Source organism: Roseovarius nubinhibens ISM, assembly GCF_000152625.1.
Classification (GTDB): domain Bacteria; phylum Pseudomonadota; class Alphaproteobacteria; order Rhodobacterales; family Rhodobacteraceae; genus Roseovarius; species Roseovarius nubinhibens.
This window is the reverse complement of sequence record NZ_CH724156.1, coordinates 1,781,494-1,801,821: the sequence shown is the minus strand read 5'-3', so window position 1 is coordinate 1,801,821 and position 20,328 is coordinate 1,781,494. Positions and strand designations below refer to the sequence as shown.

Here is a 20,328-nt window from a genome sequence, read left to right as displayed (position 1 = left end):
GAGTTGACCCAGACGAGGCTGCCCATGTCGAGTGCCACCCATTACGATCTCATCATCATCGGCTCCGGCCCCGCCGGACGCTCTGCCGCCATTCAGGCGGGCAAGCTCAAACGCCGCGTGCTGGTCATCGACCGCAAGGACCGGCTCGGCGGCGTCTCGGTCCATACCGGCACGATCCCGTCGAAAACCCTGCGTGAAACGGTGCTCAACCTCTCCGGCTGGCGCGAACGCAGCTTCTATGGCCGCTCCTACCGGGTGAAGGACGACATCGAGGCGCAGGACCTTAAATCGCGCCTGCATATGACGCTCGATTACGAGGTCGACGTGCTCGAACATCAGTTCAACCGCAACCATGTCGACACGCTCAACGGGCTGGCGCGGTTCACTGGCCCCAAGACGGTGGAAGTGGCCACCGAGGCGGGCGAGACCACCAGCCTCACCGCCGACCGCTTCCTGATCTCCACCGGCACCCGCACCTACCGGCCCGATTACGTGCCCTTCAACGGCACCACCATCGTCGACAGCGACGAGTTCCTCGAACTGGCCCGCATCCCGCGCAGCCTCACCGTGGTCGGCGCCGGCGTCATCGGCGTCGAATATGCCACGATGTTCGCCGCCCTCGACGTGCGCGTCACCCTGATCGAGCCGCGCGACAGCTTTCTCGACTTCATCGACCGCACGCTCATTCAGGAATTCACCCATCAGATCCGCGAAAACGGCGTCGATCTCCGCCTAGGCTCACCTATCGAGAAAATCGAGGACGCGGGCGATCATGTCGAGATCACCATGGGCAATGGCCGCCATGTGCGCTCGGAAATGCTGCTCTTTGCCGCCGGCCGGATGGGCGCCACGCAAAAGCTCAACCTCTCTGCCGTCGGGCTCGAAACCGATCATCGCGGCCGCATCGAGGTCGACCGCAAGACCTACCAGACCAAGCTCGGCCATATCTATGCCGCAGGCGATGTCATCGGCCACCCGAGCCTCGCCTCCACCTCGCTGCAACAGGGCCGCGTCGCCGCCTGCCACGCGCTCGGCGTCCCCACCCTGAGCGAGAGCCCCTGGTATCCCTATGGCATCTATTCCGTGCCCGAGATTTCCACCTGCGGCATGTCCGAAGAAGAAATGCAGGAGCGCGGCATTCCCTATGAGGTCGGCATCGCGCGCTTCCGCGAAACCTCGCGCGGCCATATCATGGGGCTCGAACATGGCATGTTGAAAATGCTCTTCTCGCTGAAGACCCGCCGGGTGCTCGGGGTGCAGATCGTCGGCGAGGGCGCGACCGAGCTCATCCATATCGCCCAGGCGGTGCTCAACCTCAAAGGCACGGTGGATTACTTCGTCCAGAACACGTTCAACTATCCGACCCTGGCCGAAGCCTATAAGATCGCCGGTCTCGACGCCTTCAACCGGATGCCGATCCCCGAGGAATTCAAACCGCCAAAACCAGAGGCGGACTGAGCATGGCGATCTATGTCGATGCCGACGCCTGCCCGGTCAAAGCCGAGGCCGAACGCGTCGGCACCCGCCACAAGACGCGGATCTTCATCGTCTCCAACGGCGGGCTGCGCCCCTCGCCCAACCCGCTGGTGGAAAATGTCATCGTCCCCGAAGGCCCCGACGTGGCCGATATGTGGATCGCCGACCGCGCCGGTCCGGGCGATGTGGTGGTGACCGGCGACATCCCCCTCGCCGCCAAATGCGTCGAGGCCGGGGCCGAGGTGCTCAAACATAATGGCGAGCCGCTGACCGCCGCCAATATCGGCAATGTGCTCGCCACCCGCGATCTGATGGCCGATCTGCGCGCTGCCGACCCGTTCCGCCAAGGCGGCGGCAAGGGGTTTTCCAAAGCCGACCGCTCGCGCTTTCTCGACGCGCTCGAACAGGCGCTGCGCCGCGCCGCCCGCGCGGGCTGAGCCGCGGCTCTTTCTGGTTGGAAATACCCAAATCCCCAGCGGCGGGCAAAACCCACCGGCCCGACCCTTTACAATCCCGCCCGCCTCGCGTTTCCTCGCGCCAGCCGCTCCGGCGGCGGGAGGATTTCCATGACCAGCGCCAGTATTTCAAACAGCAATCTCAAAGGTGCCCTCTGCGCCACCGTCGCCGCCATGTGCTTTTCGCTCAATGACGTGGGCATCAAGTTCCTCTCCGACACCTATGCGCTGCATCAGATCGTCTTCTACCGCTCGCTCATCGGCATCCTGACCTTTGCGCTGATCATCATGCCGATCTCGGGCGGGCTCAAAACCATGCGCACCCGTCTGTTGCATTGGCATCTGGCGCGCGGCCTCTGCGTGGTGGCCGCCAACAGCTTTCTCTTTCTCGGCCTCGCGTCGCTGCCGATCGCCGATGCGGTGGCGATCTTTTTCGTGTCGCCACTGGTCATCGCCGTCTTTTCGGTGATCTTTCTGGGCGAACATGTGGGCCCGCGCCGCTGGGCGGCCATCGCCATCGGCCTGCTTGGCGTGCTGATCATGGTCAAACCCGGCACATCGGCCTTTCAGATCGCCGCCATCCTGCCCGCCATCTCGGCCGCGCTCTATGCGCTCATGCATATCATCGCGCGGCGCATCGGCGGCACCGAGAGCGCCGGCACTATGACCTTCTGGATTCTCATCTCCTTCATGACGGTGAGCGCCACGGTGGGGCTGGCCATCGGCGACGGGCGCTTTGCCTCGGACGCGCCCGAGGTGCTGACCTTCCTGCTGCGCGCCTGGGCGCCGCTCGATCCCGCCGACATCCCGATCTTCGTGATGCTCGGCACCTCGGGCATCATCGGCGGCTTTCTCATCTCGCAGGCCTATCGCATCGCCGAGGCCGCCTTTGCCGCGCCCTTTGAATATGTGTCGATGCCGATGGCGGTGATCTGGGGCGTGGTGGTCTTTGGCACCTTCCCCGGCGTCTCGACCTGGGTCGGGATCGCCTTGATCCTCGGCTCTGGCCTCGCCATGATCTATCTCGAAACCCGGCGCCGCCCGGCGCCCCGCCCCGATACGAAAGTCTATTCCAACACATGATTTCCGCCGTTCTTTTCGACATTGGCAATGTGCTGATCCGCTGGGCCCCCGAGGTGCATTACGACCGGCGCATCGGCCCCGACCGCCGCCGCGCCTTCTTTGCCGCCTTCGATGTCTACGACCTGATGAACCGCATCGACGCGGGCGCGCATTTCCACGACACGATCTCCGAGGCCGCCGAGGCCACGCCCGACTGGGCGGACGAACTGGCGATCCTGCGCGATGAATGGGCCGATCTGGCGACGCCCTCGATCGACCATTCCGTGCGGCTTTTGAAGGCGCTTAAATCGCGCGGCATCCCGGTCTTTGCCCTGTCGAATTTCGGCGCAGAGAACTTCCCGCTCTCGGTCGCGGTCTACCCCTTTCTCGACCTCTTCGACCGGCGCTATATCTCGGGCGAGATGAAACTCGCCAAGCCGGACCCGGCGATCTATGCGGCGGTCGAGGCCGATTGCGGCCTCGCGCCCCAGAGCCTGCTCTTCGCCGATGACCGCGACGACAATATCGCCACCGCCGCCGCGCGCGGCTGGCAGACCCATCTTTTCACCACCCCGCAAGGCTGGGCCGATTGCCTCGTCCGCCACGGGCTACTGACCAAGGAGCAGGCGCAATGAGCTTTACCCACATCCCCTTTGCCGAAGGTGAGGCCAAGCTGAGCTGGCAGGGGCTCTGCGCCGCGTTCGAGGCCGGGCATAAGCTGCCCAAGGCCGAGATCGGCGACACCTTCCTCTACCGCGATCCGGACACGCTCCTGTCGCGCTCGGCCTGGATCGACGGCATGGGGATCGCGGTCAAATCCGCCACGATCTTCCCCGGCAACCCGGCCAAGGGCGACCCGATGATCAATGGCGCGGTCTGCCTCTATGCCGATGGCGATGGCACGCTCGAGGCACTGATTGATTTTCACCTCGTGACGAAATGGAAAACCGCCGGCGACAGCCTCTTTGCCGCGACCAAACTGGCCCGTCCCGACAGCCGCGAAATCCTCATCGTCGGCGCCGGCACCGTCGGGCGCAATCTCTTTGCCGCCTATTCCTCGGCCTTCCCCGAGGCGCGGTTCACCGTCTGGAACCGCACCACCAAGAACGCCGAGGCGATGGTTGCCGACTGCCCCGGCCTGCGCGTGGCCGAGGATCTGGAAACTGCCGTGCGCGGCGCCGACATCGTCACCTCCGCCACCATGTCGACCGAGCCGGTTTTGCGCGGCGAATGGTTCCAACCGGGCCAGCATATCGACCTCATCGGCGCCTACCGCCCCGACATGCGCGAAGTGGACAACGCGGGCCTGCAACGCGCCCGGGTCTTTGTCGACAGTTTTGACACCACGGTCGACCACATCGGCGAGATCAAGATTCCGCTGGCCTCCGGCGCGATCAGCCGCGATCACCTGCTCGCCGATTACTACACGCTCGACGCCTTCTCCCGGCAGAGCGACGATGACATCACCCTCTTCAAGAACGGCGGCGGCGCGCATCTCGACCTGATGACCTCGCGCTATATCCTCGACGCCTGGCAGGCCGCCGCGTGATCTGGGGGCTGGCCTCCGTCGCGGCGCTCATCGCGCTGGCGCCTTTCGCCCGCGACCGGCTGCGCCCCGCCATGGGGGCCGAAGCCCGGCAATCCGCCCCCGGAGAATTTGCCGACCTGCCGCGCGGACGCACCCATTACCGGCTCGCCGGTCCCGAGGATGGCCCGCTGGTGATCCTCATCCACGGGCTCACCACGCCGAGCTTTGTCTGGACCCCCATCGCCGATCACCTCAACGGGCAAGGCTTTCGCACGCTGAGCTATGACCATTACGGGCGCGGCTATTCCGACCGGCCTGGCGGCGCGCAGGACGAGGAATTCTTCCTGTCGCATTTGTCAGAGCTGCTCGATCATCTCGGGCTGCGCGGTCCGGCCACGGTGATGGGCTATTCCATGGGCGGCGCCATCGCCACCGCCTGGAGCGCCCGCCACCCGGATCTGGTGCGCGACCTGATCCTGCTCGCCCCCGCCGGGCTTGGCCATGATCTCGGCCCTGTGGCGCGGCTCGTGGCCAATCACAACTGGGTCGGGCGCTGGCTGATGCATCTGACCTATGCCCGCTCTTTCCGCGCCTCGGTCGAGGCCGAGCGTGACATCGAAACCTCCCAGATCCCCAATGTCGTGCCCCTGCAGCTCAACGAGCTGCGCTATCGCGGCTTCATCCCCGCCGTGACCTCTTCGCTGCATCACATGCTCGACCACGACCTGACCGAGGCCCATCGCAAGATCGCCGAGGCCGGCACGCCCCTGCTCGCCATCTGGGCCGCCGAGGATGAGGTGATCCCGGTCGCCGGTGCCGAAAGGCTCGCCGCGCTCAACCCGGGCGCGCGCAACGTGATCATCCCCGAGGCGGGCCATGCGCTCGCCTATACCCATAGCCCGGCGGTCACCGCCGCGCTCGACGCCGCCGATCTGCGCCGCTAACGCCCTCAGGCACCCTGTCTCAGGCCTCGTGCCGGTTGCGCCAGAGCTCCCATTGAAACCGGGTCCGCACACCGAGATCGAGAAACGGGCGCGGCGGCAGGGGCGTCGGCGCGCCAAGGCTCTGCATATCGGCGATCAACGCATTGTCCTCGCCCAGCGCCATCTCCGCCGCCAGCGTGCCGCCAAAGGTGCCCTTGGTGACCCCCACCGCGTTCTGACAGACCGCGCCCCAGACATTCTCGGCCAATTGCCCGAACCCCGGCGCGGCATTGCGCGACAGGCAGACAAAGCCCGACCAAGTATGCGCCATCTCGACCTCTTCCAGCCCCGGAAACCGCGCATCGAAAAGCCGCTTGTGCTGCGCCGCCACCGCCTTGCGCCGCGCCTCGTCAAAGCGCTGCGACGGGCAATAGGCGAGCCCCTGCCGGATCAGCAGCCGATGGTCGTTGGTGTAGCGCATGGTGATGCCCGCAAAGGCATTGGCCGGGGTCAGCCCCCAGGGCCGCGCCACGCCATAGCGCGCCCGCTCGCCCGCCGTCAGGGGCCGCGACAGGCTGGCATGGGCGACCAGATGCAGGAACCGCTTCTGATAATACCCGAACTGCTCGGCAAAGCCGTTCGCCGCCATGATCATCCGCGGCGCGGTGATGCTGCCGCCCTTGGTCTCGAGACGGATCACCGCCCCCGGGGTGATCGCCAGCACCGGGCAATTCTCATAGAGCGTCACGTTGTCCGGCAGGCTGTCCGCCAGCCCCCGGCAGAGCGCGGCGGGATTCATCAACCGCCCGCCCGGCGTGTGCACGGCGGCGGTGAAATGCGGACTGCCTAGCGCCGACTGCAACGCCTTGCCGCGCACCCATTCAAACGGCTCGCCCAGCGCCTCAAGCTCGCGGGCAAAGGGCTCGAGCACCTCTTTCACCCCGCGCTCCGACACCGCCGTGTGATATTTGCCATCGGGCGACCAGTCGCAGGCGATGCCATGGCGCTCGACCAGCCCGTCGAGCTGCGCAATCGCGAATCGCGCCAACCCCATGAAGCGATGCGATCCCTCCAGCTCATCCAATGACGAGCCGACATTATGCGGCAGGTCGATGGCAAAGCCGGAATTGCGCCCCGAGGCGTTCTCGCCCACCTCCCCCGCCTCGATAAGCACCACATGCGCCTCTGGCCGCAGCTCGGCCAGCCGCCGCGCCGCCGCCAAGCCGGCATAGCCCGCCCCGACCACGACCCAATCCGCCGTCACATCGCCCATCAGCGGCGAGGCCGCCACCCGCTCGGGCAAAATCGCGCTCCAGCCGTTGCTGCGATCGTCGCGCGGCAGCCGGGCGATCATCATGACTGGCCCTCGCGCACCGCCCAATCCGCGGGCGTGATCGCGTAGAACACCAGCGCCTCGTCGCTGCGATAGCGCAGCTCGGTCCCCTTGGGCAGCCAGATGCAATCGCGCGGGCCCGCGTGCAGCACCTCGCCATCACAGACCACGTCGATCTCGCCCTCAAGGACGAGGATCACCTCGTCATATTTGATCTGCCACGGAATATCGGCGCGGCTCAGCCGAACAAACCCGGCGCCAAGATCGGTGTCATCGGCGCTCCCCGCCACCTCGGCGGCTTGCGCCATCTCGCCATAGGCAAAGCGCGGCACAAAGCTCAACGCATCGAAGGGAACACTGCGCGGCTGGCTCATATCTCTTTCCTCCTTGGCAAACCGCGCCTAGCATAGGCGTTAACCTTGCTCTGGACAAGAGTGTACAGAGACGCGGGAAACAGACCCAGTCATGACCACGGAGGACGGCCCCATGTCCAAGACATCGCAGCACAGCCCCGCCCCGGATCACCGCAGCGTCGCCGCCCGGCTCGGGGCCGAGACGCTGGCCCGGCTCAACCGCACGGCGGACGCGCCCGGGCTCTGGCATCTGGCGGGCCATGGCGGGCTCATCCTTGGGCTGGGGATCTGGATCGCGCAGGGCTGGGTGCTCTGGTGGGCGCTCTTGCCCGTGCAGGGGATCGCACTGTGCTTTCTCTTCACGTTGGAACATGAGGCCACGCATAAGACGCCCTTCGCGACGCCCTGGCTCAACGAGGCGGCGGGCCATCTGTCAGGGCTGCTGATCCTTTTGCCTTTCACCTGGTTTCGCTATTTCCACCTCGCCCATCACCGCCACACCAACGACCCGGAACGTGACCCCGAACTGCTCTCGGGCGCCAAGCCCGAGACCTGGCGCGCCTATCTGATCCATGTCTCCGGCCTGCCCTATTGGTGGGGCATGCTGGGGCAGATCCTGCACAATGCGCGCGACCGCGATCCCGCCCCCTATATCCCGGCCCGCGCCCGGCCCCGCATCCGACGCGAGGCGCGGGTGATGCTGGCGCTCTACGCGCTGACCGGGGCGAGCCTGCTGATCTCGCCGCTGCTCTTTTGGGTCTGGCTCCTGCCGCTGCTGCTGGGCCAGCCCGCCCTGCGGCTCTATCTGCTGGCCGAACATGGGCGCTGTGCCTTCGTGGCGAATATGCTCGAAAACACCCGCACCACCTATACCAACCGGGCGGTGCGGTATCTGGCGTGGAACATGCCCTATCACATCGAACATCATTCCCTGCCCAATGTGCCCTTTCACCGGCTCCCCGAGCTCAACCGCCTGATGGCCGAGGATCTGCGCGTCACCTCCGAGGGCTACGCGCGCTTCACCCGCGACTATACCGGCACGCTAGGGGATCAGAGCCGCTAAGGATCAGAGCCGATAGGGACAATATTTGGGCGCGGGCCCCTGACCCAGATGATGCGGGTTGAGGATCAACACCCAATGCACCGGATAGCCCGGCGCCTGCGCCCGGCTATAGGAACAGCCGCCCGAAATATACCATTGCCCGAGATAATCGGGCGGCGGCGCGGTGACCTGTTTCGCCCCCGATCCGCCAAAGGCCAGGGCCCCGCCCGCCAGACCGATCCCCAGCCCCGCACTCAGCACCGCCGCCATCACATCCAACCGTTTCATCGCATCCACTCCACCAAGATTACGCCCCCGGGCCAAAGCCTCGCGCCGGGGACGGCCCGCGCCACGGCGCAATCATGGCAAAGCTGCGGAGATCGTCGCGGATTTGAGACGCTTTGCGCCTTTCCCGGCCCCGCCGCCCCCTGCCGCACAGGGCAATCTTGCAATCGCGCCGCCATGGCATTAGCAGGTCAGCGACGGAAGACATCGAAAGCACCTGACCCATGGATGAGCTGCGCAGCAAATACCTTACCCTGATTGCCGAGGCCGGTGACGAAGCCGCGCTCGAAACGCTCCGCGTGCAGGCCGTGGGCAAGAAGGGCGAGGTCAGCCTCCAGATGCGCGAGCTGGGCCGCATGTCCCCCGAGGAACGCCAAGTCGCGGGTCCCAAGCTCAACGCGCTCAAGGACGAGATCAACTCGGCGCTGGCCGCCAAGAAACAGGCGCTCTCGGACGCTGCGCTCGACGAACGGCTGCGCAGCGAATGGCTCGACGTGACCCTGCCCGCCCGGCCCCGCCGTCAGGGCAGCATCCACCCGGTGAGCCAGGTCACCGAAGAGGTCACCGCGATCTTTGCCGATATGGGCTTTGCCGTGGCCGAAGGCCCGCAGGTCGAAACCGACTGGTATAATTTCGACGCGCTGAACATCCCCGGCCATCACCCGGCCCGCGCCGAGATGGACACGTTCTACATGCACCGCGCCGAGGGCGACGACCGCCCGCCGCATGTGCTGCGCACCCATACCTCGCCGGTGCAGATCCGCTCGATGGAGGCCTCTGGCGCGCCCACGCGGATCATCTGCCCGGGCCGCGTCTACCGCGCCGATTACGATCAGACCCACACCCCCATGTTCCATCAGATCGAAGGCCTCGCCATCGACCGCGACATCTCCATGGCCAATCTGAAATGGGTGCTCGAGGAATTTTTCACCGCCTATTTCGGCACCGAGGTCAAAACCCGCTTCCGCGCCTCGCATTTCCCCTTCACCGAACCTTCCGCCGAGGTCGACATCCAGTGCAGCTTTGAAGGCGGCACCGTGAAAGTGGGCGAAGGCGACGATTGGCTCGAAGTGCTGGGCTCCGGCATGGTGCACCCGCATGTGCTCAAATCCGCCGGCGTCGATCCGGCGGAATGGCAGGGCTTTGCCTTCGGCATGGGCATCGACCGGATCGCCATGCTGAAATACGGCATCCCCGATCTGCGCGCCTTCTTCGACAGCGATCTGCGCTGGCTGCGCCACTACGGCTTTGCCGCGCTCGACGTGCCGACGCTGCACGGCGGGTTGTCGCGCTAACCCCCCGGCCATCACCGCAGATCAACTGACGCCCCCACGGCGCGCCCCGAAGGCCTGTCAGCCCAAACCGGCTTTCGTCACGCCCGAAATCCGCTAGACTGCCCCGGCGGCCGGGCGGTTCCGGGCGTGTGTGTGGTGTCAGTTGTGAGCTGTGTATGACCTGGGGAGTGTTGAGTTCGAGCACATTTGGGGCAGCCTCGCCTGATGCGGACACAATTGGATATGATGAAGCCATCGAGAATTATTTCTATTCGGTCCTGACCGAGGACGAACAGAATGAATTGAATTCCGGGATGGGTGGCGTCCCTTGGACCAAGTTCAGCGATAAATTTGTAAAGGATCTGGGATGGCTCGCCGATCATGAGCGGCCAAAACGGTTTCGGTTGAGAAAAACCTATAAAGAGCTTTGCTCATTAATCTCTCTCGAAAACCGGCTTGCCGCTGTCGATATACGGCTGAAAGAGATCATCGAAGAGTTAGAGCCGGGGGTACATCAATTCTGGCCCATTGAACTGATCCAACCCAAGGATAAGCCCTACCCGGTGCCCTATTTCGGAATGGTGGTTCACAGCCATCTGAATTGCTTTCGGCTCGAAGAGTGCGACCCGGGCCACGCCGAGGACAAAAGCATCGGGGATCATATTCGGTATAGCATCAGAGGCAAATCCAGGGCCGACCTGAAGGGCGCCGCCATGTCGCGCGCGGCCATCGGCTCGCACCATCTCTGGCGTGAGGAATATCTCCACTCCCCTTGGTATTTCCTCTCAGACACGCTGGCCGCCCGTATCCACGACGCGGGTCTCAAAATGCCCAAGCATTACCCGATGAAGGATGTCTGAAACGACACGCCCGACCATAGGAGGACCGCCGCGATGATCGAATGGGGCTCTTTGGAACTGCCGGAGTTGGACTATTGGGAAGGCGGGAGGGAAGTCGGAAAACATCACGCGGCAACCGGGCTGATCCACCGCCGCACCGGCGTGCGCGCGACTCATGCCACCTTACGCTATGAGGAGAGAGGTCTAAACCGCGAGCTTCTCATCTATGCGCCGCCCGGCGAAGAATGGCTGCTCCGGCTGCGCGTCACGGGTGGAAATGGACTGCACGGCCGTATAGCAGCGCATCTTGGCATTCGCTCGCTTATTTTCGATTTATCTCCTGAAGAATCAGTTCAAGCGGAGTTGGCATTTCTGCGTGATTTCGGTCAGGAATATCGATGCCAAGAATTCATCCCCGAGCCCGGATTTGAAATGCCGGTCTGGACCGAAGCGCGGCGTGACGCGGTCGTGATGATGATTTTCTGGCTGATGGAGGCAAGCATGCGCAACCCAAAACTGTCTGACCCTTACCCCTCCACCGTCACCTTCAAGGGCGATGTGCCCGATCTCTTCCTCGGCACCTATCGCAACCCGGTGTGGGAGCGCCTCATGCGAGAGGCACCCCCGACCAAAGGAGGACCGCCGCGATGATCGAATGGGGCTCTTTGGAACTGCCGGATTTGGACTATTGGAGAGGGTCATGTGAGGTTGGAAAACATCACCCAGCAACCGGGCTGATCCACCTCTCCACCGGCCTTGGTGCGACCCATGCCATCTCACAGTATGAGGAGCGAGGTGAATACCGCGAACTTCTTATCTATGCGCCGCCGGGCGAAGAATGGCTGCTCCGGCTGCGCATTACCGGGGGGGCAAATGGACTGTACGGCCGTGTTGCAGCGCATCTCGGCCTTAGCAGTTTGCTCTTCGAATTAACGCCAAAAGAACAGGTAAATGCAAAAATGGCATTTCTGCGTGACTTCGGCCAAGAGTATTTCTGCCAATTCATCCCCGAGCCCGGATTTGAAATGCCGGTCTGGACCGAGGCGCGGCGTGACGCGGTGGTGATGATGATTTTCTGGCTGATGGACGGAAGCGCCTACACCCCAAAACTCTCCGATCCCTACCCCTCCACCGTCACCTTCAAGGGCGATGTGCCCGATCTCTTCCTCGGCACCTATCGCAACCCGGCGTGGGAGCGCCTCATGCGAGAGGCACCCCCGACCAAAGGAGGACCGCCGCGATGATCGAATGGGGTTCTTTGGAACTGCCGGAGTTGGACTATTGGAGAGGGTCATGTGAGGTTGGCAAACATCACCCAGCGACCGGGCTGATCCACCTCTCCACCGGCCTTGGCGCGACCCATGCCATCTCTCAGTATGAAGAGAGAGGTGAATACCGCGAGCTTCTCATCTATGCGCCGCCGGGCGAAGAATGGCTGCTCCGGCTGCGTATCACGGGGGGAAATGGACTGTACGGCCGTGTTGCGGCGCATCTCGGCTTTAGTATTTTGCTCACCGAATTACCGGTAGATGAAAGGCTGGAAGCGATTTCGGCATTTCTGCGTGACTTCGGCCAAGAGTATTTCTGCCAGTTCATCCCCGAGCCCGGATTTGAAATGCCGGTCTGGACCGAGGCGCGGCGTGACGCGGTCGTGATGATGATATTCTGGCTGATGGACGGAAGCGCCTACACCCCTACAATGACCGATCCCTATCCCTCCACCGTCACCTTCGAGGGCGATGTGCCCGATCTCTTCCTCGGCACCTATCGCAACCCGGTGTGGGAGCGTCTTTAGGCCATCCCCCCTCAAGGCACCGCAAAGCGCCCGAAAATGGAACTCACCCCCCGGTCCCCTCATTGACCCACATGAGGACATAGACACGGAGGGATCGAGATGAGCCTGTTCACCCATCGCAACCGGACGAAATCCGAACGCTCGCGCCGCACCTACGCAGCTTTTGAAATCGCCGATACGGTGATCGCCTTTCTCGCGGCCATCTGTTTTCTGATCGGCTCGGTGATGTTCATGTATGACGACTGGCACGGCGTCGCGCGCTGGCTCTTCGTGGCCGGCTCGGGCTTTTTCTGCCTCAAACCAACCCTGCGCCTTGTCCGGGAACTCCGCCTGGCGAGCATGGGCGACACCGATCATCTGGCGAAGCGGTTTACCGTCTGAGCTGGTCGGCGGACGGGGGATTTGGCCACTGTCGTGTTGCCGACGCAATACCGACGTCCTACCGATGTGCGAATTTGCACCTCAGAACCGGTCGAGAAGTCTTTCTAGATAATTCCGCTCAATCTCGGGACGGTCGCCCTCGCCCGATCTGCGGCGGATTTCATCGAGCAATTCGCGGGCCCGGCGATAGACATCCTCGCCCTGAAGCAGATTGTCCTGGGTTCCGGTATGGCGGCCAAATCCCGGCTCGCGGCCAAGCGGATCGGCCCGTTGCTGCCCCGCCGCGCCCTCGGTTTCGCCCTGCCCGCCGGGCTGTTGGTTCTGCCGTTCCGCCATCGCCTCGCCGAGGCTGCGCATGCCTTCGCGCAGCGCCTCCATCGCCTGCGATTGCTGATCTATGGCCCCAGCCAAGTCGTTGTTGCGCAAGGCGTTTTCGGCCCCCTCCATGGCGTCGCCCGCGCGGTCGAGCGCTTCGCGCGTGGCCTCATCCGCCGCCGATCCGCCGCCCGGCAGATTGCCGCGCTGACGCTCCAGCTCACGGCGCAGCGCCTCTTGCCGTTCGGCCAGATCGCTCTGGCCCGAGGGCTGGCCCTCGCCCTGCCCCTGCTGGCTGCCCGGCGTCTGACCGCTGCCCTCGCCGCGGCCGCCCTGACCCTCATGCGACTGGCCGCGCCCCTCGCCGCCACTGCGCCCTTCGTTCTGCCCCGATTGGCCGCTATTGGCCCCCGGATTGAACTGTTCCTGAAGGTCCCGAAACGCCTGATCCGACAGCCCCTGCTGCTCTCTCAAGGTGTCCGCCAAACCCTCCATGGCCTCCTGTCCCTCGGACCCGCCCTGACCGCGTTCGGCCATCTGGAGATTTTCCATAAGCTCTTGGAATTCCTGCAAAGCCTGCTGCGCCTCGGCCATGCGGCCCTGCTCCATCAGCTCTTGGATTCTGTCCATCATATCCTGCAGATCCTGCTGGCTCAGCTCCATCGCATTGCGGTCTTGCTGCGGGCTGTCGAGCCCCTGATCCTCGTCGCGCTGGGCCTGCTGCATCTTCTGCCGGAGATAGTCCTGCGTGGCGTCGCGCAGCTCCTGCATGAGCTCGGCAATCTCGTCCTCGTTGGCCCCGTTGCGCATCGCCTCGCTGAGCCGTTCCTGCGCCTGCTGCATCCGCGCCAAGGCATCGCCGATATCGCCATCCTCAATGAGCACGGCAAGCTCCCACATCGCCTCGGCAATCTGGTCGCGCCGCTCGGCGGTAAAGGTGCCGCTTTCCATCGCCGTCTCCAGCCGCCGCAGGATGAACCGCAGCCGCAGATAGGCCGAGGCCGGGCGGAACAGTTTGTCCTCCGGCGCGTGAGATATGGCCCGGATCACCTGCGCCACGCGACGGCCATTGTCCCGCGACCAGAGCAGATCGCGCCGCAGCTCGATCACCGCCGCCGCCACCGGATCAAAGAACCGCCGCGCCGGCAGCGGCATCTCATATGCCGCGCTCTGACCTGTCTGCCCCGCCGCATCCTCGGCCTCGAGGGTCATCGTCACCGGCAGATGCGCCCAAGGGTGCTGGGACAGGTTCTCGACCAGCGTTTCGGTAAACTCGGCCCGGTCACCGGCGATGGGCAGCGGCAGGGTAAGCTCGATCGGCTCGCGCGCCTCGGGCGCTGTCGCGAGACCATAGCGCCGCTCGACCGCGTCCATATCGAGGCGGATGATCGCCTGACCACCGGTCACGCCATAATCGTCTACCGCCTTGAAAACTTGTTGCATTTGGCCGTCAAAGCTCGTCCGCCCCTCTTCGGGGATCAGTGCGATTTGCGGGGCGAGATCAGGGCGCACGGCCACGACCCAGCCCTTGCCGCCCGGCCCGTCGATGCGCAGCTCGCCGCTCTGGGTCAGTGCGAAGCTCTGCTCGGCATCGGTCGCCGCGCCAAGGTCTTCGGTCCGGCCCGAGACGGTTTCGGCAAGGCTCAGCGCGCCAAGCTCGCCATAGAACCGCAGGGTGATCCGGCTGCCCTCGGGCACCTCAAAAGCCTCGGCCTGATCGGCGAGATAGAGGCTCGGCAGGCCAGTATAGGCGGGCGGCTCGATCCAGCCTTCCCAGACCGGTCCCTGCGCCAACGCCGCACCCGTGCCGCGCAGATCACGCACATCGCCGATCCGCCAGGCCGAACCAAAGAGCATCGCCACCGCGAGGATCAACAGCGCGATATAGCGCAGCCCATGGGGATCGCGGCGCGACAGGCGCAGATCTGGCTGCACGGACCGTGCCCCCGCCGCAGCCTCTTGCATCCGGCTTTGATGCCGGGCCCAGAGCGCCTCGGACGCCGCATCGCCCCGCCCCACCGCCTGCCGATCGGCCAGCGCCGCGAGCGGCCGCTGTGGGAGCATCGCATCCATCCGCGCCAGCGCCTCGCCCCGGCGGGGCCAGCGAAACCGCCACGCGCCCCAAGCGGCCAAGCCCAACGCCGCCAGAGCCGATCCCACCAGCAAGACCCAAAGAAATTCCAAAGGCAGCGCGTCCTGCAGCCCAAGCATCAGACCGCCCAGCAAAGCCGCGCAGAGGCACCACAGGGGCCAGAAACACCGCGCCACGCGCTCGGCCAGTATCCCCACCCATGTCAGGGCAAGGGGAAGCCGCAGGCGGCGCGTCACGGTCTCGGGCAGATCCGGCATATGTCCTCGACGGTCGCGGCGTGACGCGACCATCGCGTCACAACCATTCGGGGATGGTATCGCGATTTATCATCTCGTCAAAGCTCGGACGTGCCCGAATGACGGCGAATTGATGCCCATGGACCAGAACTTCGGGGATGAGAGGCCGGGTGTTATACTCGCTCGACATCACCGCGCCATAGGCCCCGGCACTACGAAAGGCGACGAGATCCCCGGCGTTCAGCACCGGCAGGTTGCGCCCTTTGGCAAAGGTATCGCCGCTCTCACAGACCGGTCCGACCACGTCATAGGGGCGTTGTTCAGCGCCGGCCTGAGGTTCGACCACCGGCACGATATCGTGATGTGCGTCATACATGGCAGGGCGGATCAGATCGTTCATCGCGCCATCGAGGATGAGGAATTCGCGATCTTCGCCGGATTTCACATAGATCACCCGGCTCACCATCAGCCCCGCGTTCCCGGCCACAAGACGGCCCGGCTCGATCTCGATCTCACAGCCGAGATGGCCCAACTCTTCCTTGATCATCTTGCCATATTCCACCGGCAGCGGCGGTGCCTCATTGCCCCGTGCATAGGGAATGCCGAGCCCGCCACCGAGGTCGAGCCGCCGAATATCATGGCCTTCGGCGCGCAGGGTCTCGGTCAGTTCGGCCACCTTGCGATAGGCAAGGCGGAAGGGCTCGAGATCGGTAAGCTGGCTGCCGATATGCACATCGATCCCAATGACTTCGAGCCCCGGCATCGCCGCCGCCTGGGCATAGACGTCGCGGGCACGGGCAATCGGGATGCCGAATTTGTTCTCACTCTTTCCGGTGGCAATCTTGGCATGGGTCTTGGCATCCACATCCGGGTTGACCCGCACGGTGATCGGCGCCCGCGTCCCAAGCTCGAGCGCCACCTCGTTGAGCGCCGCCATCTCCGGCTCGCTCTCGACGTTGAACTGGCGGATGCCGCCGGTCAGGGCCGCGCGCATCTCGTCTCGGGTCTTGCCGACACCGGAAAAGACGATCCTGTCGCCCGGCACCCCTGCGGCAATCGCCCGGGCATATTCGCCGCCCGACACCACATCCATCCCGGCCCCGAGCCGCGCCAAAGTCTTGAGAATGGCCTGATTGCTCGCCGCCTTCATCGCATAGCAGACGAGATGGTCTATCCCCTCCAGCGCCTCGTCGAACAGACGGAAATGCCGTTCCAGCGTCGCAGTGGAATAGACATAGAAAGGCGTGCCCACGGCCGCCGCAATCTCGGCCACCGGGACATCTTCGGCGTAAAGCTCGCCGTCGCGATAGAGAAAATGATCCATAGGCTCGCGATTACGGCGAAACCCGTGGCGGATCAATGGAAAACGGCAGGCCCGCGCCGAAGCAATCAGGCCTGCCCTTTGTCACTCAGGTCGAGCTCAATGCTTCTTTTTCTCTTCTTTCCGCTCCGCAGTCAGTTCAGAGAGAAGGCGCTTTGAGCGGTCAATCACCTGATCCAAAACAGGGGCGAAATCTTCGTTGTAGATGCCCCGTCCGGTCGCCAGCTGATAGAGCATATGATGCGGGTTGGCATTGCACTCGATGATCAGAGGTCCATCCTCGGTCACGGCAATATCCCAGCCGAACACGCCGAAATTGGGGTACAGCTGATGCGCCTGGGTTGTGATCTCGATCACCTTGTCCCAGTGGGGGATCTTCAACCCCCGAAAGGCACGCCCACTGACCGGATGGGTCAGCACTTCTTCGCGCGACGGCCCGGCCCCACGACGACATTGCTGGATTTCGCCGGTCGTCGCATCGAGCTCGGCGATCATGCTGCCGCTTTGCCAGTAATTGTCCGACATCGCGTCGGGCGACGGGATTTTCCACAAGGCATAAAGCACATGAGGTGCGCCATCCTCGGCGAAAACCGTCGCAATGCGAAGCGTGCCCACGGCCTGACCGATCACATCGGACAGGTCAGGGTGCTGAGCCACCGCGTCCTGCAGCAAAAAGCCGGAGCCATAGTCTTTTGCGACCGTCTCGGCAAAATCTGAGACCGGCGCCTGGCTGCCATTCGCCATGATGATTTCGTCGAGGCCTTCATCATAAGAGGTGATGAGGGCCGACCCGACGCTGCCAGACCCGACTGTGGGTTTCACAAAGAGCGGATAGCGTGCTTCCTGTCGCAGAAATGCGGACAAATCCTGCGCGCTGCGCAAAGTGGTGATATTCCCATGCGACCGGTGCTTTGACAGGGCGGCTTGCGTGCGCGTCGTGGAGAACCCAAAAGATTTAATGAGCGCGGAATAGAGGACCTTGTCGCTGATTAGGCTTCGCGCGCGCAGGGTCATTTTCAGCGGCGAGAGGCGGCAGTTGAGCTTATAGCTGCCCTTTTCGCCAACAAATTGACGCTTCTGCGCAGAGTTCAAATCTGGGTGGTAAACGCCATTGCTGTAGTATTCGTCGAAACTGAGCTTGGTTGATCCGAAGTTCAGGCTCAGCATTTCGCGCATCTGCCGGAACGGGCTTACTTTATGTTCGCGCGCCACCTCTACGATGAGTTCAGCCGCGGGGGATTTGGGCTTCTTCGCTTTCTCGAGAAGAGTTGCCTCCAGTACAGTATCCGACATTTTCACTCCTGCGCCATTCTAGGGGTTAGGTAGAATGTAGCCTGTGAATTTGTTCGAAATTGGGCAACAATCCGCAATAATCAAACCGGATTGACCACGCTTTAGGATCACCCCCCGAGGCCGAGACCGAAGGACCAGTTGCCCCGGCTCGCCGTGACTTCGGTGGCGCCATGGACGCCGCCACTGCCGACGCCGATGGTGGCGTTGATGCCGGGGCGGACGGGTTCACCATCCGCGCCACAGGCTGCGAGGCTTGTCAGCAGGGCCAGAAGGCCAAGCGCTCTCATCCCAGTATCTCCTTCCAGCGGGCGGCCTGTTCGCGCACCCGCACCGGGGCCGTGCCGCCATAGCTTGTCCGCGAGGCCACCGAATTATGGACCCCGAGCACGTCGAATATATCACCGGTGATGTCCGAATGCACCGATTGCATATCGGCAAGGCTCAGATCCGGCAGATCGACGCCTTTGCCCTCGGCCATCGCCACCAGCGCGCCGGTGACGTGATGGGCATCGCGAAACGGCATGTCGAGCACCCGCACCAGCCAGTCCGCCAGATCGGTGGCGGTGGAAAACCCGCTGCCCGCCGCCGCTTCGAGGCTCTCGCGGTTGGCGCTCATGTCCTTGACCATGCCTTCCATCGCCGCCAGTGCCAGCATCAGGTTGTCGGCCGCGTCGAAGACCTGCTCCTTGTCTTCCTGCATGTCCTTGGAATAGGCCAAGGGCAGGCCTTTCATCACCGTCATCAGCGCCACATTGGCCCCGAAGATACGCCCGATCTTGGCCCGGATAAGCTCTGCCGCGTCGGGGTTCTTCTTTTGCGGCATGATCGACGAGCCGGTCGAGAACCGGTCGCTCAATGTCACGAAACGGAACTGCGCCGAGGACCAGATCACCAGCTCTTCGGCCATCCGGCTCAGATGCATGGCGCAGATCGAAGCCGCCGAGAGGAACTCGAGCGCGAAATCGCGGTCGCTCACCGCATCGAGCGAATTGGCCGAGGGCCGGTCAAAGCCCAGATCGCGGGCGGTCATCTCGCGGTCGATGGGAAAGGACGTGCCCGCCAGCGCCGCCGCGCCCAGGGGGCATTCGTTCATCCGCACCCGCGCGTCGCGCACCCGGCCCAGATCGCGGCCGAACATCTCGACATAGGCCATCATGTGATGGCCCCAGGTCACCGGCTGGGCGGTCTGCAGATGGGTAAAGCCCGGCATCACCCAATCGGCGCCCGCCTCGGCCTGCGACACAAGCGCACGCATCAGCGCCTGCAACGCGCCGTCGACCGCATCGAGTTGATCGCGCACCCAGAGTTTGAAGTCGGTCGCAACCTGATCATTGCGGCTCCGGCCCGTGTGCAAACGGCCTGCGGGCGCACCGATCACCTCTTTGAGCCGCGCCTCGACATTCATGTGGATATCTTCGAGCGCGGTCGAGAAATTGAACTCGCCGCTTTCGATTTCTGACAAGACGGTGAGCAGCCCTTCCCTCATCGCTTCGGCATCGCTATCTGAGACGATACCAGCGGCGGCGAGCATCGCCGCATGGGCGCGCGATCCGGCAATGTCCTGGGCCGCCATGCGCCTGTCAAACCCGATGGAGGCGTTGATCGCCTCCATGATCGCATCAGGGCCGGCGGCAAACCGGCCGCCCCACATCTGGTTCGAGGACTTTTGCGTCATAATATCGGACCTTTCGCCAAGAGGACTTTCGCCTATGTCTCGTTCCGCCCTCCTGTATATCGCCCTTGGCCTCTGTGCAATTGCAGCGGTGGCATTCCTCGCCCTGCGCGACACGGGTGACGCGGCCTCCGTCGATGGCGCGCCGTTGGGCCATGAGCCCGCTGAGATGCAAGCCCTGCTCGACGGCTCGATGAAAAAGCTGACCTTCCACAGCGCGGCGAAACCCGTGCCCGAGGCGATCTTCCTCACGGAAGAGGGCGGCGAGGCGACGCTCGCCGACTATCAGGGGAAATATCTGCTGGTGAATTTCTGGGCCACGTGGTGTGCGCCCTGCCGCAAGGAAATGCCGATGCTGGCGACGCTGCAGTCCGAGTATGGCGGTGAGAATTTCGAAGTGCTGACCATCGCCACGGGCCGCAACCCGCCGCCCGCGATGAAGGCGTTTTTTGCCGAGATCGGTGTCGACAACCTGCCGCTGCACCGCGACCCGAAACAGGTGGTGGCCCGCGCCATGGGGGTGGCGGGGCTTCCGGTGAGCGTGCTGGTCGACCGAGATGGGCGCGAGATCGCGCGCATGCTGGGCGATGCCGAATGGGACAGCCCCAGCGCCCGCGCCATGATCGAGACGCTGATCGCTCAGTAAGACGGTA

General features: G+C 64.0%; 22 protein-coding genes. 14 read left to right on the top strand and 8 right to left on the bottom strand.

The window, feature by feature from the left end; translation table 11 throughout:
* Positions 1–24: 24 nt before the first annotated feature.
* From sthA to ISM_RS08650, 6 genes are all read left to right on the top strand, one after another.
* Positions 25–1,458 (top strand): Si-specific NAD(P)(+) transhydrogenase, encoded by a 1,434-nt coding sequence (gene sthA / locus ISM_RS08675; RefSeq protein ID WP_009813767.1) that lies wholly within the window; start codon positions 25–27, stop codon positions 1,456–1,458.
* A 2-nt stretch (positions 1,459–1,460) separates the two neighbouring features.
* Positions 1,461–1,913 (top strand): YaiI/YqxD family protein, encoded by a 453-nt coding sequence (locus ISM_RS08670; protein ID WP_009813766.1) that lies wholly within the window; start codon positions 1,461–1,463, stop codon positions 1,911–1,913.
* 129 nt (positions 1,914–2,042) lie between these two features.
* Entirely contained in the window at positions 2,043–3,014 is a 972-nt protein-coding gene (locus tag ISM_RS08665) for a DMT family transporter (RefSeq protein WP_009813765.1), read from the top strand.
* Positions 3,011–3,628, top strand: a complete 618-nt coding sequence (locus tag ISM_RS08660; protein ID WP_009813764.1) for an HAD family hydrolase — start codon at positions 3,011–3,013, stop codon at positions 3,626–3,628. Before ISM_RS08665 ends, ISM_RS08660 begins: the two co-directional genes overlap by 4 nt.
* On the top strand, positions 3,625–4,542 hold the full coding sequence (locus ISM_RS08655) for an ornithine cyclodeaminase family protein (RefSeq protein ID WP_009813763.1): 918 nt from the start codon (positions 3,625–3,627) through the stop codon (positions 4,540–4,542). The genes ISM_RS08660 and ISM_RS08655 overlap by 4 nt, the downstream gene beginning before the upstream one ends.
* Positions 4,539–5,465, top strand: coding sequence for an alpha/beta fold hydrolase (locus tag ISM_RS08650; protein WP_009813762.1), 927 nt, complete (start codon positions 4,539–4,541; stop codon positions 5,463–5,465). The genes ISM_RS08655 and ISM_RS08650 overlap by 4 nt, the downstream gene beginning before the upstream one ends.
* Before the next feature lie 19 nt (positions 5,466–5,484).
* On the opposite strand, the gene ISM_RS08645 is transcribed toward ISM_RS08650, so the two are convergent.
* Together ISM_RS08645 and ISM_RS08640 are read right to left on the bottom strand one after the other, a co-directional pair.
* Positions 5,485–6,801 (bottom strand): NAD(P)/FAD-dependent oxidoreductase, encoded by a 1,317-nt coding sequence (locus ISM_RS08645; RefSeq protein WP_009813761.1) that lies wholly within the window; start codon positions 6,799–6,801, stop codon positions 5,485–5,487.
* Entirely contained in the window at positions 6,798–7,151 is a 354-nt protein-coding gene (locus tag ISM_RS08640; protein ID WP_009813760.1) for a cupin domain-containing protein, read from the bottom strand. The genes ISM_RS08645 and ISM_RS08640 overlap by 4 nt, the downstream gene beginning before the upstream one ends.
* Before the next feature lie 112 nt (positions 7,152–7,263).
* Here ISM_RS08640 and ISM_RS08635 point away from each other — a divergent pair, with 112 nt between their 5' ends.
* The gene (locus ISM_RS08635) at positions 7,264–8,193 is read left to right on the top strand and encodes a fatty acid desaturase (RefSeq protein WP_040618405.1); all 930 of its coding nucleotides are present in this window, start codon (positions 7,264–7,266) and stop codon (positions 8,191–8,193) included.
* A 3-nt stretch (positions 8,194–8,196) separates the two neighbouring features.
* Here ISM_RS08635 and ISM_RS08630 read toward each other — a convergent pair whose 3' ends face one another.
* Positions 8,197–8,460 carry a hypothetical protein gene (locus tag ISM_RS08630; RefSeq protein WP_009813758.1) on the bottom strand — a complete coding sequence of 88 codons (264 nt, stop codon included), beginning with the start codon at positions 8,458–8,460 and terminating at the stop codon, positions 8,197–8,199.
* Between the two features lie 221 nt (positions 8,461–8,681).
* Between ISM_RS08630 and pheS the strand changes: the two genes are divergently transcribed.
* From pheS to ISM_RS08600, 6 genes are all read left to right on the top strand, one after another.
* On the top strand, positions 8,682–9,752 hold the full coding sequence (gene pheS, locus ISM_RS08625) for a phenylalanine--tRNA ligase subunit alpha (protein ID WP_009813756.1): 1,071 nt from the start codon (positions 8,682–8,684) through the stop codon (positions 9,750–9,752).
* A 155-nt stretch (positions 9,753–9,907) separates the two neighbouring features.
* Positions 9,908–10,591, top strand: a complete 684-nt coding sequence (locus ISM_RS08620) for an imm11 family protein (protein ID WP_009813755.1) — start codon at positions 9,908–9,910, stop codon at positions 10,589–10,591.
* A gap of 33 nt (positions 10,592–10,624) precedes the next feature.
* Positions 10,625–11,221, top strand: coding sequence for a hypothetical protein (locus ISM_RS18530; RefSeq protein WP_254655673.1), 597 nt, complete (start codon positions 10,625–10,627; stop codon positions 11,219–11,221).
* Positions 11,218–11,814: a hypothetical protein gene (locus tag ISM_RS18525; protein ID WP_254655672.1), complete on the top strand. Its 597-nt coding sequence runs from the start codon at positions 11,218–11,220 to the stop codon at positions 11,812–11,814. The genes ISM_RS18530 and ISM_RS18525 overlap by 4 nt, the downstream gene beginning before the upstream one ends.
* Positions 11,811–12,365, top strand: coding sequence for a hypothetical protein (locus ISM_RS18520; RefSeq protein ID WP_040617974.1), 555 nt, complete (start codon positions 11,811–11,813; stop codon positions 12,363–12,365). The genes ISM_RS18525 and ISM_RS18520 overlap by 4 nt, the downstream gene beginning before the upstream one ends.
* 99 nt (positions 12,366–12,464) lie before the next feature.
* The gene (locus tag ISM_RS08600) at positions 12,465–12,746 is read left to right on the top strand and encodes a YrhK family protein (RefSeq protein ID WP_009813749.1); all 282 of its coding nucleotides are present in this window, start codon (positions 12,465–12,467) and stop codon (positions 12,744–12,746) included.
* 81 nt (positions 12,747–12,827) lie between these two features.
* On the opposite strand, the gene ISM_RS08595 is transcribed toward ISM_RS08600, so the two are convergent.
* From ISM_RS08595 to argH, 5 genes are all read right to left on the bottom strand, one after another.
* A complete protein-coding gene (locus ISM_RS08595) occupies positions 12,828–15,410 on the bottom strand; it encodes a TIGR02302 family protein (RefSeq protein ID WP_009813748.1) in 2,583 nt (860 codons plus the stop codon).
* A gap of 37 nt (positions 15,411–15,447) precedes the next feature.
* Positions 15,448–16,713: a diaminopimelate decarboxylase gene (gene lysA / locus ISM_RS08590; protein ID WP_009813747.1), complete on the bottom strand. Its 1,266-nt coding sequence runs from the start codon at positions 16,711–16,713 to the stop codon at positions 15,448–15,450.
* 96 nt (positions 16,714–16,809) lie between these two features.
* Entirely contained in the window at positions 16,810–18,003 is a 1,194-nt protein-coding gene (locus ISM_RS08585) for a sugar-transfer associated ATP-grasp domain-containing protein (protein ID WP_040617973.1), read from the bottom strand.
* Positions 18,004–18,110: 107 nt separating this feature from the next.
* Positions 18,111–18,290: a hypothetical protein gene (locus tag ISM_RS08580; protein ID WP_009813745.1), complete on the bottom strand. Its 180-nt coding sequence runs from the start codon at positions 18,288–18,290 to the stop codon at positions 18,111–18,113.
* Positions 18,287–19,678 carry an argininosuccinate lyase gene (gene argH / locus ISM_RS08575; RefSeq protein WP_040617972.1) on the bottom strand — a complete coding sequence of 464 codons (1,392 nt, stop codon included), beginning with the start codon at positions 19,676–19,678 and terminating at the stop codon, positions 18,287–18,289. Before argH ends, ISM_RS08580 begins: the two co-directional genes overlap by 4 nt.
* 34 nt (positions 19,679–19,712) lie before the next feature.
* On the opposite strand from argH, the gene ISM_RS08570 reads away from it, so the two are divergent.
* Positions 19,713–20,321, top strand: coding sequence for a TlpA family protein disulfide reductase (locus tag ISM_RS08570; protein WP_083780917.1), 609 nt, complete (start codon positions 19,713–19,715; stop codon positions 20,319–20,321).
* Positions 20,322–20,328: the final 7 nt, after the last annotated feature.

Coding starts and splice junctions, on each gene's coding strand:
- ISM_RS18520 (WP_040617974.1), top strand. CDS start 11,811: ATGATCGAATGGGGTTCTTTGGAACTGCCGGAGTTGGACTATTGGAGA.
- argH (WP_040617972.1), bottom strand. CDS start 19,678: ATGACGCAAAAGTCCTCGAACCAGATGTGGGGCGGCCGGTTTGCCGCC.
- ISM_RS18525 (WP_254655672.1), top strand. CDS start 11,218: ATGATCGAATGGGGCTCTTTGGAACTGCCGGATTTGGACTATTGGAGA.
- ISM_RS08655 (WP_009813763.1), top strand. CDS start 3,625: ATGAGCTTTACCCACATCCCCTTTGCCGAAGGTGAGGCCAAGCTGAGC.
- ISM_RS08670 (WP_009813766.1), top strand. CDS start 1,461: ATGGCGATCTATGTCGATGCCGACGCCTGCCCGGTCAAAGCCGAGGCC.
- lysA (WP_009813747.1), bottom strand. CDS start 16,713: ATGGATCATTTTCTCTATCGCGACGGCGAGCTTTACGCCGAAGATGTC.
- ISM_RS08665 (WP_009813765.1), top strand. CDS start 2,043: ATGACCAGCGCCAGTATTTCAAACAGCAATCTCAAAGGTGCCCTCTGC.
- ISM_RS08595 (WP_009813748.1), bottom strand. CDS start 15,410: ATGCCGGATCTGCCCGAGACCGTGACGCGCCGCCTGCGGCTTCCCCTT.
- ISM_RS08620 (WP_009813755.1), top strand. CDS start 9,908: ATGACCTGGGGAGTGTTGAGTTCGAGCACATTTGGGGCAGCCTCGCCT.
- ISM_RS08630 (WP_009813758.1), bottom strand. CDS start 8,460: ATGAAACGGTTGGATGTGATGGCGGCGGTGCTGAGTGCGGGGCTGGGG.
- ISM_RS08600 (WP_009813749.1), top strand. CDS start 12,465: ATGAGCCTGTTCACCCATCGCAACCGGACGAAATCCGAACGCTCGCGC.
- ISM_RS08635 (WP_040618405.1), top strand. CDS start 7,264: ATGTCCAAGACATCGCAGCACAGCCCCGCCCCGGATCACCGCAGCGTC.
- pheS (WP_009813756.1), top strand. CDS start 8,682: ATGGATGAGCTGCGCAGCAAATACCTTACCCTGATTGCCGAGGCCGGT.
- ISM_RS08585 (WP_040617973.1), bottom strand. CDS start 18,003: ATGTCGGATACTGTACTGGAGGCAACTCTTCTCGAGAAAGCGAAGAAG.
- ISM_RS08645 (WP_009813761.1), bottom strand. CDS start 6,801: ATGATGATCGCCCGGCTGCCGCGCGACGATCGCAGCAACGGCTGGAGC.
- ISM_RS08640 (WP_009813760.1), bottom strand. CDS start 7,151: ATGAGCCAGCCGCGCAGTGTTCCCTTCGATGCGTTGAGCTTTGTGCCG.
- ISM_RS08580 (WP_009813745.1), bottom strand. CDS start 18,290: ATGAGAGCGCTTGGCCTTCTGGCCCTGCTGACAAGCCTCGCAGCCTGT.
- ISM_RS08660 (WP_009813764.1), top strand. CDS start 3,011: ATGATTTCCGCCGTTCTTTTCGACATTGGCAATGTGCTGATCCGCTGG.
- sthA (WP_009813767.1), top strand. CDS start 25: ATGTCGAGTGCCACCCATTACGATCTCATCATCATCGGCTCCGGCCCC.
- ISM_RS08570 (WP_083780917.1), top strand. CDS start 19,713: ATGTCTCGTTCCGCCCTCCTGTATATCGCCCTTGGCCTCTGTGCAATT.
- ISM_RS18530 (WP_254655673.1), top strand. CDS start 10,625: ATGATCGAATGGGGCTCTTTGGAACTGCCGGAGTTGGACTATTGGGAA.